Genomic DNA, 14690 nt, shown 5'->3' with positions numbered 1-14690 from the left:
ATGTCCGTCACCAGTTTCTTCCGCCGCCCTGATCCGGGCGCCGCGGGCGCGAACCGGCAGAACACACTCGTCCTCATCATGTTCTTCGCGGCCGGGATCGTGTTCCTCGACCGCTTCGGCATCACCTTCCTCTTCCCGCAGATCGGCGATGACCTTCATCTGAACCACAGCCAGCTCGGCTCGCTGGTCTCAATCACCGCCGTGACATGGGCGATCTCCAGCCTGATCTTCTCGGTCGTGTCCGACCGCCTCGGCGGCCGGACCAAATGGATGATCGTCGCGAGCCTGGTCCTGTTCTCCACCGCCGTCGGCCTGATCGGCCTGGCGCAGGACTACGGGACCATGCTGCTGCTCCGCGCGGTCATCGGCTTCTGCGAGGGCCCCGCGCTGCCCCTGATCCAGGGCGCGGTCGCCCGCGCGTCATCGCCGGAGCGGCGCGGCCGGAACATGGGCATCGTCATCGCCGGGACGCTGCTCATCGGGAGCGCGCTGGCACCGAGCATCATGATCGGGCTCGCCACGGCGCTGAACTGGCGGCTCGCCTTCCCGCTCGTCGCCGTCCCGGGCATCGTCGTGGCGCTCCTCGTGGCGCTCTTCATGCGCGAGGATCGCACGGCCGGCGCCGACGCCCCGCGCGTCAAGGCTCGGGACTTCCGCCTCGTCCTGGCCAACCGCAACGTCCTGCTGGCGCTTGTCGGCACGACCGTTTGCCTCGGCACGAACATCGGCTTCGGCGCGTTCGCGCCCACCTACCTGCACGAGGAGGGGCTCTCCCGGAGCACCGCGACGCTCGTGCTCACCGTGTACGGCTGCATCATCGCGCTCGGCAGCATCATCGCCCCCGCGGTGTCGGACCGCGTCGGACGCAAACCGGCACTGTTCGCGGCGGCGATCTGCAGCGGGCTCGTGCCGCTGTTCTTCGTCCTGTTCGCTCACTCGGTGCCCCTGCTCCTGGCGTCGCTGGTCGTCGGCCTGATGGCGGGCGGCTCGCTCACGCTGATCACCTATGTGGTGCCCGGCGAGTCGGTGCCCCGGGAGCTGATGGCCACGGCGTTCGCCCTGCAGATCGCCGTGGGCGAGACCCTCGGCGGCGCGCTCGGCCCGCAGCTCGGCGGCGCGCTCGCCGACGCGACCCACAGCCTGAAGAGCGCGCTGCTGCTGTACGCCGCGGCGCCGATCCTGCTGGCCGTGGTGGCGCTGCTGATCCGCGAGACCGCCCCTCGCCTGGGCAAGAGAACGTCCACCCGGAAAGCCCACGAGGCGAGCGGCGAGGCCGCCCTGTCCTGACTGCGCCTCATCCCGACGAAGGCGGGTCCACCCGGTGTGACAGATGCCGGGTGGACCCGCCGAGGGTCAGGAGGATCAGTTCAGCTGTTCTCAGGGAAGCCAAGGTCGAGCCCGCTTCGCGCGGGTTCCGGCCAGCGGCTCGTGACCACCTTGCCGCGGGTGAAGAAGTGCACGCCTTCGGTGCCGTGCGCGTGGGTGTCACCGAAGAGCGAGTTCTTCCAGCCGCCGAAGCTGTAGTACGCCATCGGCACCGGGACGGGCACGTTGACGCCGACCATCCCGGCCTCGACCTCGTTCTGGAACCGCCGGGCCGCACCGCCGTCCCTGGTGAAGACGCAGGCGCCGTTTCCGTAGGGATTGGTGTTGATCAGCGTCATGGCCTCGTCGTAGGAGCCGGCCCGGACCACCGACAGCACCGGCCCGAAGATCTCATCCGTGTAGACCTTCATCTCGGGGGTGACGTGGTCGAGAAGCGTCGGACCGAGCCAGAAGCCGCCTGCCGCCCCGTCCGGCCGGACGTGACGGCCGTCGAGGACGACCGACGCCCCGTTCCTCTCTCCGGAGTCGATGTAACCGGCCACCTTGTCGCGGTGCTGCGCGGTCACTAGCGGGCCCATGTCGCAGGAGCGGGTGCCGTCACCGACCCTGATGGCCGCGGCCCGTTCGGCGATCTTGGGGACGAGCCGGTCGGCGACGTCGCCGACGGCGACCACGACGCTGACGGCCATGCAGCGTTCGCCGGCGGAGCCGAAGCCGGCGTTCACCGCGGCGTCGGCGGTGGCGTCGAGGTCGGCGTCGGGAAGGACGAGCATGTGGTTTTTCGCGCCCCCGAGCGCCTGCACGCGCTTTCCGTGGGCGCTCGCGGTGGCGTAGACGTACTGGGCGATCGGGGTGGAGCCGACGAACGAGACTGCCTTGATCCCAGGGTTGGTCAGCAGTTCGTCGACCGCGGTCTTGCCGCCTTGGAGGACGGTGAACACGCCCGCGGGCAGTCCCGCCTCGGCCCAGAGCTCGGCCAGCCAAAGCGCGGCGGACGGGTCCTTCTCGCTGGGCTTGAGCACAACGGTGTTGCCCGCGGCGATCGCGATCGGGAAGAACCACAGCGGGACCATCGCTGGGAAGTTGAACGGCGAGATGATCCCCACCGGGCCCAGCGGCTGGCGCATCGAGCAGACATCGACACTGGTCGAGGCGTTCTCCGTCATCGCGCCCTTGAGCAGATGCGGCATTCCGCAGGCGAACTCGACGACCTCCTGGCCCCGGCTGATCTCGCCGAGCGCGTCGGAGAGCACCTTGCCGTGCTCGGCGGTGATCAGCTTTGCCAGCTCCGGCCTGCGCTGGTCCAGCAGTTCCCGGAACCGAAAGACGATCTGAGTGCGCTTGGTCAGGGAGAGGTCCCGCCAGGCCGGGAAGGCCGCCTTCGCCGAGGCGATCGCGACGCGCCCGTCGGCGGCGTCCGCCATCGAGACCCGGCCGGTGACCCGCCCTGTCGCCGGGTCCGTCACGGGCGCGGTGTCTCCGCTGGAGCCGAGGAACTCCTTGCCGTCGACCCAGTGCCCTATCTCGCGCACGTCGTTGACGGAAGTGGTCACGCGTCCTCCTCCGTCGCGGCGGGCGCGCCGTCCAGCGGGCCGCCGAGCAGGCCGCCGAGCAGGCCGCCGAGCAGGCCGGTCAGCTCGGACACGGCGGCGTCGGTGGCGGGGGACAAGCCGGGCATGCCGAAGAACGGGTGGATGAGGCCGGGGTAGACGCGCAGGGAGGTGGGCACGCCCGCCTCCAGGAGCCGGGCCGCGTAGACGGTGCCGTCATCGCGCAGGGGGTCGAACCCTGCCACCCCGATGACCGCCGGGGCGACCCCGGTCAGGTCGGGCGCCAGGGCGGGCGAGACGAGCGGGTCCGCGGCGCGGGCGTCATCGTCACCGAAGTAGAGCTTTCGGATGACGGCGAGGTCGTCGCGGGTCAGGAAGTAGCCGTCGGCGTTCTGGGCGACGGACGGGTACCAGGCCGCGAAGTTCGTCACCGGCGAGGCCAGCAGTTGGCCGGCCACGGGGATGCCCGCGTCACGGGCGCGCCGTGCCGTGACCGCCGCGAGGTTGGCGCCCGAGCTCTCCCCGGCGAGGCCGACGCGCGCCGGATTGCCGCCGAGGTCACCGACGTGGTCGGCCACCCAGCGCAACGCGGTCATCGCGTCCTCGACCGCGGCCGGGAACGGGTGCTCGGGGGCGAGCCGGTAGTCGACGGAGACCACCCAGGCGCCCAGGTCGTGCGCGAGCCGCCGTGCGACGTCCTGCATGAGATGGGCGCTGCCCATGATGAAGCCGCCGGGGTGGAAGTAGACGACGGTGGGGACCGACTCGTCGGAGAGAGGCCGGACGACCTTGAGGCGTAGCCCGTGGACGGTGACGTCGTCAACGCTCTTGACGGGGGCGAACTCCGCGGGATCCCAGTTGCCCTCGATCGCGGCCCGCATGCGCTCGCGCATCTCGCCGGGCGTCCCGGAGAATCCGGGCGGGACGCCGGCGGAGCGGAGGGCGGACAAGAACCCGGCAACGTCGGGGTCGAGCGTCATAGTGACCTTTCGGGGAGTGGTGGACGTTCGGACGTGATGTCAGCCGCCGAGAAGGCGGCGGTGGGAGGCCAGCGCGAGTTCCCTCGCGCGGTCGATGCCGCCCGCTCCGTCGCCGGCGAGCGAACCGGCTCGCTTGCGGACGACGCCGTCGACCAGGACGGTGTCGACGTTGCCCGGGTGCGCGGAGCAGACCAGCGCGGCCACCGGGTCGGTGACCGGGAAGAGGTTGGGGTCGGTCGCGCGGACGAGGACGACGTCGGCGCGCTTCCCGGGGCTGAGGCTGCCGATCCGGTCGCCGAGCCCCAGCGTGTCGGCGCCACCCTGGGTGGCCATCGCGAAGACCTCGGCGACGCTGAACGGGTCGAGCTTGCCGGCGAACCGGGTGCGTCCCTCGGCGAGCTGGCTGCGATGGGCGGCCAGGCCCGCGCGCATCTGGGTGAACAGGTCGGCGGCCCCGGCGGTCTCGGTGTCGGTACTCAGCCCGGCCGTGATCCCGAACGCCCGCACGCGGTCGATCGGGGTGTGCCCGATGCCGGGCAGCGCCTGCTCGTGGTGCGGTGCGAGCACGACGGCCGCGCCGTGGTCGGCCATCATCGCGAACTCGTCGTCGGCGGACTCGCTGCAGTGCACGAAGCTCAGGTCCGGGCCGAGCAGCCCGGCGCGTCCCAGCTGCGCGATCGCGGCCATCGCGCCGTACTCGGGGCCGCAGCCCATGTGGATGGACGTGCGGATCCCCAGGTCACGCGCCATGGCGAGGTCGGCGCGGGTCGCCTCCAGCGTGGACAGCTCCGGGCCACGCCCGGCCAGGTGCAGCGTGACCAGGGCGTCGTCGTCCGGCAGCAGCTCGCGGTGGATGCGCCGGACGTCATCGGTGTGCGGCCGGTCGCTGCCGGCGATCCACGCCGGAAGGTCGACCAGCGGCCAGCCGTGCCCGAAGATCGCGCGGATTCCGCTGTCGCGCAGCGCCGCGATGGCCTGGTCGCTGTGCTCGGGCGAGTTCTGGACGTGCGACCAGTCCATGAGCGCGGTGGTGCCCGCGTCGAGGGCGGACAGGGCGCCGAGCAGGTTGCCGGCGTACACGTCCTCGGGGCGGTACAGCGGCCCGAGCCTGCCGAACATCTCTCCGAAGTAGGTCTGCAGGTCAAGCTCGGTGCAGCGGTGCCGGACGGCGGACTGCCAGGTGTGCTTGTGGGCGTCGACCAGCCCGGGAAGGACGATCATGTCGCGGGCGTCGATCACCTCGGCGCCGTCGCCGGGCAGGCCCCGCCCGACGGCGGTGATCCGGCCGTCCTCGATCAGGACGTCGCAGCCGGTGAGCGTGCCGAGCCCCGGGTCGCCGGTGACGACCCAGCCGTTGTCGATGAGAATGCGCCGCGGCGCGCGGTCGGTCATGTCCGCTCCCTGTCTCACGCGTGTTCGGGCTGCTGGACGGCGTCCGCGCCTGCCCGCACCGGCTCGCCCGCCCGCATCAAGTCGTCCGCCTGTACCGGTTCGCCCGCCTCCTGCCGCGTCGCGGTCTGGTAGGCGGCGGTGACCTGCTCGTCGGTGGGCCGTGCCGCCCAGGCGCGCGCCACATAGGCGTCGGGACGGATCAGCACCGCCGCGGCGCCGCCGAACCGCTCCGCCAGCGCGGCGGCCGGGGCCGTCACCGTGGTGATCACGTCGGGCAGCGTCCGGGGGGCGCCCGCGGGGCCGGCGGCGTCGGCCAGCACGAAGCCGGCGTCCTTGGCGACCCGGGTGTAGGACGAGGCGGATGGGGCGCCGGCGGTGTCGACGGGGAAGTCGCTCACCCGGGCGCCGTCCGCGTCATGGGGGTCGGAGTCGTGGTGGTAGGAGGTGCCGAAGCCGCTCAGCCGGTCGCGGAGGATCGTGTTGACCTCCGGGATCGGCACGAGCTCCCGCTCGACGAAGTCCTTGAGGGCCAGCCCGGCGTGGGAGAAGTCGAAATGCAGCCCGCACTGCGCCGCGACGTCGTCCATCAGCGTCTTGAGCACCGGATGCCGCTCTTCGTGGTAGCTGTCGAGCAGCGCGTCGGGGGCGCGTCCGGTCGCTACCCAGCCGAGTTTCCAGCCGAGGTTGAAGGCGTCCTGGATGCAGTAGTTCATCCCGATGCCGCTCGCGGGGTAGTGCACGCGGGTCGCCTCCCCGGCGAGCAGCACCCGTCCGCGGCGGAACTCGGGGACCATCCGGTGCGCGTCGCCGTAGCGCGACAGCCACTGCGCCGACGTCACGCCGAAGTCGTCCCCGAAGATCAGCCGCAGCGATTCCCGGACCTCGTCCATGGTGACCGGCTCGTGCTTGGGCACGTGGCGGCAGCGTTCGGCGACGATGATGAACCGGGTGATGCCCCGGCCGAAGGGGTAGGAGAGCACCCAGCCGTGCTCGTTGCGTTTCATCTGCATCGACGCCTGCCAGGGAAAGGACAGATGGGCGTCCACGGCCACAGCGGTCATCCGCGTCGGATGGCCGTCGAAGGGGATGCCGGCCACCTCGCGGACGAGGCTGCGGGCGCCATCGGCCCCCACCAGATAGGGCGCGCTGAATTCGAGTGCGTCGCCTGCGGAGTCCCGGGCGGTGACCGTGACCCCGCCGGGGGTCTCGGCGTGGCCGAGGTAGGTGAGCCCGCGGCGCAGGTCGGCGCCCTGTTCCACGGCCCATTCCGCCAGCAGGTGCTCGGTGGTCATCTGCGGCAGGATCAGCGCGTAGGGGAACTTGCTGTCGAGCTGGTCGTAGCGCAGCCCGATCAGGCCGGCGTAGATGTAGCGCGGTACCTCGAAGTCGGGCCGCCACTTCTCGGCCGCGGCGCGGAACCGGTCCATGAGGCCGCGGACGTCGAACAGCTCCAGCACGCGCGGCTGGATCACTCCGGCCCGTGAGTGGGTGTCCTCCGTGCGGCGCTCCAACACGACGACCCGGGCCCCGGCGCGCGCGGCCTCTGCGGCGACCGTCAGGCCGGCGGGTCCGCCGCCGATGACGACGACATCGGCGGATGTGGCGCTGTTCGACATGTGCTGCCTCCACTGAGTGACCGTTAGACGGTAAACTGACCGTCAGTCGGTCAATCCTGCTGCGTCCCAGCAGCATGGGACGCGTGACCGCCGCTGTCAAGAGAAGAGTCCATTCATTGCACCCCTCACTTGTCCTGCGAGGACGACGTGAACAAGGGGGAAGCAAAGCAGGCGGGCACTTGACCGAAGAGCGGTCGCACCCCGTACTCTTGGCCGGACAAGACTGGCGAGTGGCGATCGGCCACCGGCGAAGGGAGCCACATGCCGCGCGACGACGCCGGCCCGGACTTCATCGAGGCCCTGGCCCGCGGTCTCGACGTGATCAGATGCTTCGGCTCGCACCGGGTGCCGATGTCCCTCACCGAGATCGCGGCCGCGACCGGGCTGGCCCGGCCGACCGCCCGCCGGATCGTCCTCACGCTCGAACACCTCGGGTACGCGCGCTCGACGCCCGAGGGCGTCGTCCTCACCCCCCGGGTGCTGGAGCTGGGCGTGGCCTACACGCTGTCCACCGGCCTGTGGGAGGTCGCGCTCCCTCACCTGCGCGACCTCGTAAAGCAGACCGGCCAGGCCGCCTCCATGGCCGAGCTGGACGGCTCGGACATCGTCTACACCGCCCGCGTCGAGGTCCCCAAGGTGGTGGCCGTCAACGTCAAGGTGGGCATGCGCCTCCCCGCCGCCAGCACCGCGCTCGGCAAGGTCCTCCTCGCGTCCCTGGACCCCGACGCCCTGCACACGGCACTGCGCGCGGAGACGCGATCCCCGATCAAACCCCACCGGCCCAAGCCGATCGACGAGATCGAGGCCGAGCTACGGGAGGTGCGCGCCCGCGGCTGGGCCTCGACCGACGGCGAGGTGGCGCCCGGAATCCGCTCCGTCGCCGCGCCCCTGCGCGACGGCGACGGACGGACGGTCGCCGCGGTCAACGTCACGGCGATCGCCGCCGAGGTCGCCCACCGCGAGCTGATCGACGACCTGCTGCCCCTCCTGCTCCAGACGACCGGCGCGATCGGACGCGACTACGAACTCATCCACGCCGCGCCGCAGCGAGCCCTGCGCGCCACGTGACCGACGAGAGCACGGAAGACGATGATGGATTCGCACACTCCACCGGACCCGGCCCAGCTGTTCAGCGAGGAACGGTCGGCCGACGTGGTCGCCGCCAGTTTTGCCCGGACGCCCGACCCGCGGTTGCGGCGGATCCTCACCTCGCTCGTACGGCACCTGCACGGCTTCGTGAAGGACGTCGAGCTCACTGAGCGGGAGTGGGCGGCGGCGATCGAGTTCCTCACCGCGACCGGGCAGGCGTGCACGAGCACCCGGCAGGAGTTCATCCTGCTCTCCGACGTGCTGGGCGCCTCGATGCTGGTCGAGACCATCAACAACCGGGCCGGTGAGGGGCTGACCGAGTCCACGGTGGAAGGGCCCTTCCACATGGTCGCCTCCCCGCCCCGGGAGCTGGGCGCCGACATCGCCGAGGACGGCAAGGGCACCCCGTGCCTGGTCACCGGAAGCGTCGCGGGCCCGGACGGGCGGCCCGTCCCGGCGGCGGCGGTCGATGTGTGGCAGGCCAACGACGAGGGCTTCTACGACGTGCAGCAGCCCGGCGTGCAGCCGGACCTGAATCTGCGCGGGCTGTTCACCGCGGACGGCGAGGGGCGGTTCTGGTTCCGCTCGATCGTCCCGCGCCACTACCCGATCCCGCAGGACGGCCCGGTCGGGCGGCTGCTGGAGGCGACGGCCCGGCATCCGAACCGGCCCGCGCACATCCACTTCGAGGTGTCCGCGCCCGGCTACCGCACTGTGACCACTCACCTGTTCGTCGCCGGGGCGCCGTTCATCGACTCCGACGCCGTGTTCGGGGTCAAGCCCAGCCTGGTGCGCGAGTTCCCCGAGGTCGACGACCCAGAGCGCGCGGCCACGGCCGGCCTGCCCAACCCGTTCCGCACGGTGAACTTCGACGTCGTCCTCCGCCCCGACACCGCCGACCTGGAAGCGTGACCATGGTCCAGACCTCCTTCTCCTACGACGCGCTGCCGATGCGTGTGCTGTTCGGGTCTGGTGTCGTCGCGTCCCTGCCCGAGGAGGTCGCGCGGCTGGGCGCGCGCCGCGCCCTCGTGCTTTGCTCGCCCGAGCAGCGCGCGACCGGGGAGACCATCGCGGAGGCGCTGGGCGAGCGTTCCGCGGGCGTCCTCGCCGAAGCGCGCATGCACGTCCCGGTCGAGGTCGCACGGCACGCCCGCGGCCGCGCCGCCGAGCTCGGCGCCGACGCCTGCGTGACGGTCGGCGGCGGATCGGCCATCGGCCTGGGCAAGGCCATCGCGCTGGAGCACGACCTGCCGGTGATCGCCGTCCCCACGACCTACGCGGGCTCGGAGATGACCACCGTGTGGGGCCTCACCGAGAACGGCCGCAAGCGGACCGGCAAGGATCCGCGGGTGCTGCCCGCGAGCGTCCTGTACGACCCCGACCTCACCTTCGGCCTCCCCATCGCCATGTCGGTGACCAGCGGATTCAACGCCGTCGCCCACGCGGTCGAGGCGCTCTACGCACCGGACCGCTCCCCGGTCGTCTCGCTGATGGCCCAAGAGGGCGTGCGCGCAATGACCGAGGCGCTTCCAGGCGTGTTCGCCGATGGACGCGACCTCGGCGCCCGCACCACGGCGCTGTACGCGTCCTGGCTGTGCGGCGCCGCCCTGGGCGCCACGACCATGTCCCTGCACCACAAACTCTGCCACGCTCTCGGCGGGACGCTCGACCTCCCGCACGCCGCGACCCACACCGTGGTCCTGCCGCACGCACTCGCCTACAACCAGCCCGCCGCCCCCGAAGCGACCGAAGCCCTGGCACGAGCGCTGGACTCCGGCGACCCCGCTGGCCGCCTCTGGGATCTGGCGGCCTCCCTGGACGCGCCCCGGTCCCTGCGCGAGCTCGGCATGGCCGAAGGCGACATCGACCCCGTCCGCGAGCAGGTCCTGAACGCCCCGTACGCGAACCCCGCGCCCGTCACCCGCGACGGCGTGACGCGCCTGCTCCACGCCGCCTGGAGCGGCGAGCGTCCAGCGCCACGGTCCTGACCCGCTGGGCCACATCACGTTTCGGAAGCCCTCCACGTGACGTGGCCCGGTCGTGCGCGGCCCCGGCGGCGGCGCGACCGCCGGGGCCCGCCATCTACCGGTTGCCCTGGCGGGCGCCCGCGAGCGGGCCACCGCGCCGGCGCGCCAGCAGGGTGGAGACGGCGACCGCGACGATCAGAGCCGCGCCGTTGAACACGGCGGGGACCCACTCCGCGGTGCCCGCGAGCGTCAGGCCGCTGACCGACACGGCGACGAACAACGTGCCGACGACCGCACCCAGCACGTTGTAGCGGCCGGGATCGATCGCCGTGGCGCCCAGGAAGACGGCCGCGAGTGCCGGGAACAGGAGATCGGCACCGCTGTCCACGAGCCCTCCGCCGTTCCGGGCGGTGAGGATCACACCGGCGATGCCCGCGAGACCGCCCGACGTCACCAGTGCGCCGAAGGTCAGCGTGGTGACCGGGATGCCGACCAGCCGGGCGGCGGAGGCGTTGCTCCCGACCGCGTAGAGCCGTCGGCCGAAGGCGGTGTGGGCCAAGGTGAACCAGCAGACGGCGGTGATGAGCGCCACCAGCCAGATGACGCGGGGAAGGCCGAGCCACGTCAGCGACCCGAAGTCCCGCAGCGGCTGCGAGATCCCGCGGACGAGATCGACGCCCTGCGTGTACCACTGCACCAGGCCCGGGAGAAGCGTGGCGGTACCGATTGTGATGACGAACGCGTTGAGCCGCAGGAGGGCGACGAGCACGGCGTTGACCAGGCCGACCAGCACGCCGGCGCCCACACCGCACAGGACCGCGAGCGGCAGCGGGGCGTCGTGGTTCGATATCGTCGCGGCACAGACGATCGACGACACCAGCGACGTGGCCGCGACGGAGAAGTCGAACTGGCCGCACGCGAGCGGGAAGACCGCGGCGACGGCGAGCACGGCGACCACGGCGATGCTCGCGAGCACCGACTGGACGTTGGCGGTGCTGGTGAACGCCGTCGAGCTCGCGGGCAGGACGCTGAAGAACGCGATGACTCCGACGAGCAGAAGCACCAGGCCGTACCGCTCCCCGTACGCGCTGAGGCGTCCGGTCCGTGCGGCGGGCGGCCGGGCCTCCGCCGATTCCCGCGCCGGTTCACGCAGACGGGTCCCGCTCATGATTCCTCCTGGTCCGCGTACGAGTACCTGACGATCTTCTGGACCGAGACCGCCTCTCCGGAGAGCTCCGCCGTCACGCGTCCCGCCCTGAGGACCACCACCCGGTCGCAGAGGTGGGCCAGCTCCTCGACGTCGGACGAGGCGACGAGCACGGACGTGCCGGCGGCGGCGACCGCGCGGACCCGCTCGTAGATGTCGGCGCGGGACATGACGTCCACGCCCTGGGTCGGCTCGTCCAGGAGCAGAAGGCGCGGGGCGCGCTGCAGCCAGCGGGCGACGACGACCTTCTGCTGGTTGCCGCCCGACAGCCGGGTCACCGTCTGGTCCGGCCCCGCGGTCTTGATCCGCAGGTCGCCGATGACGCCGGCGGCCGTGTCCCGCTCACGCGAGCGGACGAGCCGCGTCCAGCGCACGTAGCGCGCCAGCGTGGCGACGGTGATGTTCTGGGCGACCGACGACTCGTGGAAGAGGGCGTCCGCGAGCCGGTCCTCGGGGACGAGGGCGACCCCGCGGCGCATGGCCGCCTTGATCGACGGTGCCGCGATCGCCTCGCCCTCGAACGTCAGCGTCCCGGACGTCGGGCGGACCGCGCCGAAGATCGTTCTCAGCAGCGTCGACCGGCCGGATCCGAGCAGGCCGGCCAGGCCGACGATCTCCCCGGCCCAGATTTCCAGGTCGATGCCGCTGATCCCGGCGGCCGACAGCCCCCGCGCTTCGAGCACGGGAGCCGGGCCGCCGGCCGGGCGCGGCCCGGCCGCCGAGGCCGCGGGGTTCTCATCGCCGTAAAGCGTGCCGAGGGAGCGGCCGGCCATGAGCTCGGCGAGCTGAAGCTGGTCCAGCCCCCGTGCTCCGCGGGTGGCCGCGACCGCGCCGTCGCGCAGGACGGTGACGGAGTCGGCCAGTGAGAGCACCTCGTCGAGCCTGTGGCTGACGTACAGGATGGTCTGCCCTTGCCGTGCGCGCCTGGAGAGCGCTTCGAGGAGGATGTCGGCCTCGTGGTGCGGAAGGCTCGCGGTCGGTTCGTCGAGGACCAGGACCTGCTCCGGGCCGTCGTCGGCCAGGGCGCGCGCGATCGCGACCATCGCGCGGTCCGCGGGACGCAGGGCGCGGACGACCGCCGTGGGACTGACGTCGAGTTCGAACCGTCCCAGCAGCGACTCCGTGGTCTCGTGCAGCTTCCGCCACGCGATCCGGCGGCCACCGCCCCTCGGAAAGCCCCGGGTGAAGGCGAAGTTCTCGGCGACGGTCATGTCGGGAAGAAGTCCGAGGTCCTGGTGCACGAACCGCAGCCCGGCCTCCCGGGCGTGGGCCGGAGTGAACCCGGCCAGGTCCGTTCCGGCACGGCCGGGGCGGCTGAGCACTCCGCTGTCAGCGCGTTCGATCCCGGCGAGGACCTTGATCAGGGTCGACTTCCCCGAGCCGTTGCCGCCGGCGAGCGCGTGGATGTGGCCTCGGGTGAGCTCGAACGACACGCCCCGCAGCACCGAGGCCGATCCGTATGACTTGTTCACGCCCGACACCGCGAGCGACGTAGGGTGTCCGGCCGCCGGGGTCGAGGCCGCGGGGCCGCCGGGCCTTGCGGTGGTCACAGTCCCCATGCCCGCCGGTAGGCCGACATGAAGTCGACCGGCGCCCGGTACGGGCCCGAGCCCGGCAGGCTCACCTCGGAGTCGATGACCTGGAAGCCCATGCCGGACGGTGCGGGAGGCTCACCGGCGAAGGCCCGGATGAGGGTGTCGATCGACGCCCATCCGTACCAGTCGATCGGCTGCCCGATCGCCGCGCTCTGCCCCTGGTTCTGCCGGATCAGACCGAGGTTCGGCGGCAGTCCCTCGCCGCCGATCAGCTTCACGTCCGCCCGGCGCGGCGAACCGGCGACGGCCTGGCCCGCGCCCGCGAGCACAAGCGAGTCCAGCGGTACCGCCACCCAGTTCGCCTGCGGATTCTTCAGCAGCGCCGACTCGATGATCTGCCGGGTGTTGCCAAAGGACTGGTGCGTCACCTCGACCGTCTCGACCTCGCAGGACGCGCACTCTTTCATTCTCCGCTGGAATCCCTCGTGCAGGGCGGCACCGATGTTGGTCCCCGTGAAATGCAGCTCGATCACGTTGGCCGTGCCGCCGGAGCGTGCCTTGACCCACTCGGCCCGGGCCGCACCGATCGCCTGCTGATATGCCTCGTTGGTCCGGTACTTCTCGGAGGGGACGACCGACTCGGTGAACAGCTTCTCGCCCGTGGCGCTCTCCCCGGTGTCGCAGTCGAAGCCCCAGAAATTGATGGTCGTGATCTTGGCGGCCTTCGCCTCGCCGAGCGGTTCCTTGACGGCCACGCAGTCGATCGCCTCGGTCACGATCGCATCGACCTTCGCCGCGATCCCCTGGCGGACACAGCCGGCGAACGCGCCGCCCGCATTGAGCTTGCCGTCACATATCTGGGCGGTCCATCCCACCGCCTCGGCCGCCTTCTTCGCGGCCTCGGCCCCGGTCTGGCAGCCGATGGCGCTCTGGCCGCAGGAGACGATCCAGACCTTCTTGGCGCCCGCGACGGCCGGAGCCTTCGCCGGCGGCCGCCCGTAGGTGCCGGTCCCGGCCAATTCCGTGAGCGCCGCGGTCGTCGTGTCCGCTCCACGGCCGGAGGACCGTTCATCGGACGATCCGCAGGCGCTGAGCGCGAGTGCTAGTACACCGATTGCGGCGACACCTTGGATTTGGCGTGAGCCTGCCACTGTCGTACCTCCTGGATCCTCGCCTGCGACGTGCGCGGGCCGTGTCGCTCCGCGCCGCGTCCCGCCTGGTCGTATAGCGGCGACTTGTACGCAGTGCGGTCGAAGGTAAGTGGCGCTGTTCACGAGTGTCAAGCACTGCGCGGGTCCGACCTGCACTGCCATGCCAGATCCCGCTTGGCGTACAGTCGTACGCCAAGCGGTTCGGATGGGTGTTCGTGGCAACGCTCGCCCGCGGTCTCGCCGTCATCAAGGCGTCCGGTTTCTGGCAGCGTGCGATGTCGCTGACCAAGGCCGCGAACGAGACTCGCGCAACGGCGCGCAGGATCCCCCTGACGCTTGGGCAGCCCGAGTGCGTGCGATCGACACCCACCAGGGTTCCGCTCACCTCGCGTCCTCGAACCCGAACGAGGTGCCCGCGCGCATCACCGCGCTAGGGAAGATGCCCTCTCCTCCTGGCGCCTGACGCCCCGCTTGCCCGCTCCTTGCCAGTCCGCTTCTAACGCAGCGGCTACCAACAGGTCCCGCCAGTCGGTGCGGCCGAGTGCGACCGGCTTGCGCGGATGTTCCTGGGCGGCGACAAGAACGGCCACCTGAATCCGTTCGATGGCGATCGAATCGCGAGCTTCACCGGGGAAACGTCGCTGGTCAATCCGGCCAGGGCCTCGATCACCCGATCAGCCGGTGAGGAAAGTTATCGCGCACACGGCGCCGCACCTGCTCGGAAACCTCGTCCACGATTCACGGTCGCGTACACGTCCAATCACGTCCAACCGGCTTGTGCTCGGCATGCCATCGGGCTTTTGAAGCCGTCCCCCGTGCGAGTGAGGCGTCGGGTACCTGCGAGCGAGGCCCGGGATCGGGCGGCGGGGGAGGCTGG

Annotated in this window: 11 protein-coding genes; 4 read left to right on the top strand and 7 right to left on the bottom strand. The window is 71.5% G+C overall.

The genetic code is table 11. The features are described from left to right. Positions 1-1287 carry an MFS transporter gene (locus ETD83_RS14665; RefSeq protein WP_138645673.1) on the top strand — a complete coding sequence of 429 codons (1287 nt, stop codon included), beginning with the start codon at positions 1-3 and terminating at the stop codon, positions 1285-1287. A gap of 80 nt (positions 1288-1367) precedes the next feature. On the opposite strand, the gene ETD83_RS14660 is transcribed toward ETD83_RS14665, so the two are convergent. The 4 genes from ETD83_RS14660 to ETD83_RS14645 are packed head-to-tail and all read right to left on the bottom strand — an operon-like array spanning position 1368 to position 6864. Further along, the gene (locus ETD83_RS14660; protein WP_407921483.1) at positions 1368-2879 is read right to left on the bottom strand and encodes a CoA-acylating methylmalonate-semialdehyde dehydrogenase; all 1512 of its coding nucleotides are present in this window, start codon (positions 2877-2879) and stop codon (positions 1368-1370) included. Next, entirely contained in the window at positions 2876-3856 is a 981-nt protein-coding gene (locus ETD83_RS14655) for an alpha/beta hydrolase (RefSeq protein WP_138645672.1), read from the bottom strand. Before ETD83_RS14655 ends, ETD83_RS14660 begins: the two co-directional genes overlap by 4 nt. 39 nt (positions 3857-3895) lie before the next feature. After that, positions 3896-5248, bottom strand: a complete 1353-nt coding sequence (locus ETD83_RS14650; RefSeq protein ID WP_138645671.1) for an amidohydrolase family protein — start codon at positions 5246-5248, stop codon at positions 3896-3898. 14 nt (positions 5249-5262) lie between these two features. After that, positions 5263-6864 (bottom strand): FAD-dependent oxidoreductase, encoded by a 1602-nt coding sequence (locus ETD83_RS14645; protein WP_138645670.1) that lies wholly within the window; start codon positions 6862-6864, stop codon positions 5263-5265. Positions 6865-7125: 261 nt separating this feature from the next. Between ETD83_RS14645 and ETD83_RS14640 the strand changes: the two genes are divergently transcribed. The 3 genes from ETD83_RS14640 to ETD83_RS14630 are packed head-to-tail and all read left to right on the top strand — an operon-like array spanning position 7126 to position 9941. Then, a complete protein-coding gene (locus tag ETD83_RS14640; RefSeq protein ID WP_138645669.1) occupies positions 7126-7932 on the top strand; it encodes an IclR family transcriptional regulator domain-containing protein in 807 nt (268 codons plus the stop codon). Positions 7933-7956: 24 nt separating this feature from the next. Further along, positions 7957-8865, top strand: coding sequence for a dioxygenase family protein (locus ETD83_RS14635; RefSeq protein WP_138645692.1), 909 nt, complete (start codon positions 7957-7959; stop codon positions 8863-8865). Between the two features lie 2 nt (positions 8866-8867). Continuing rightward, on the top strand, positions 8868-9941 hold the full coding sequence (locus ETD83_RS14630; RefSeq protein ID WP_138645668.1) for a maleylacetate reductase: 1074 nt from the start codon (positions 8868-8870) through the stop codon (positions 9939-9941). A 94-nt stretch (positions 9942-10035) separates the two neighbouring features. On the opposite strand, the gene ETD83_RS14625 is transcribed toward ETD83_RS14630, so the two are convergent. The 3 genes from ETD83_RS14625 to ETD83_RS14615 all read right to left on the bottom strand — a co-directional run bounded on the left by ETD83_RS14625 (position 10036) and on the right by ETD83_RS14615 (position 13681). Continuing rightward, positions 10036-11088, bottom strand: a complete 1053-nt coding sequence (locus tag ETD83_RS14625; protein WP_138645667.1) for an ABC transporter permease — start codon at positions 11086-11088, stop codon at positions 10036-10038. Next, positions 11085-12599 carry a sugar ABC transporter ATP-binding protein gene (locus ETD83_RS14620; RefSeq protein ID WP_205717671.1) on the bottom strand — a complete coding sequence of 505 codons (1515 nt, stop codon included), beginning with the start codon at positions 12597-12599 and terminating at the stop codon, positions 11085-11087. The genes ETD83_RS14625 and ETD83_RS14620 overlap by 4 nt, the downstream gene beginning before the upstream one ends. A 74-nt stretch (positions 12600-12673) precedes the next feature. Then, positions 12674-13681 carry a sugar ABC transporter substrate-binding protein gene (locus ETD83_RS14615; protein ID WP_171064207.1) on the bottom strand — a complete coding sequence of 336 codons (1008 nt, stop codon included), beginning with the start codon at positions 13679-13681 and terminating at the stop codon, positions 12674-12676. Positions 13682-14690 lie beyond the last annotated feature (1009 nt).

The organism is Actinomadura soli (genome assembly GCF_005889715.1).
In the GTDB taxonomy this organism is placed as follows: Bacteria; Actinomycetota; Actinomycetes; order Streptosporangiales; family Streptosporangiaceae; genus Spirillospora; species Spirillospora soli.
The sequence above is the reverse complement of the archived record's forward strand: the minus strand, read 5'-3'. Positions and strand labels throughout refer to the sequence as shown.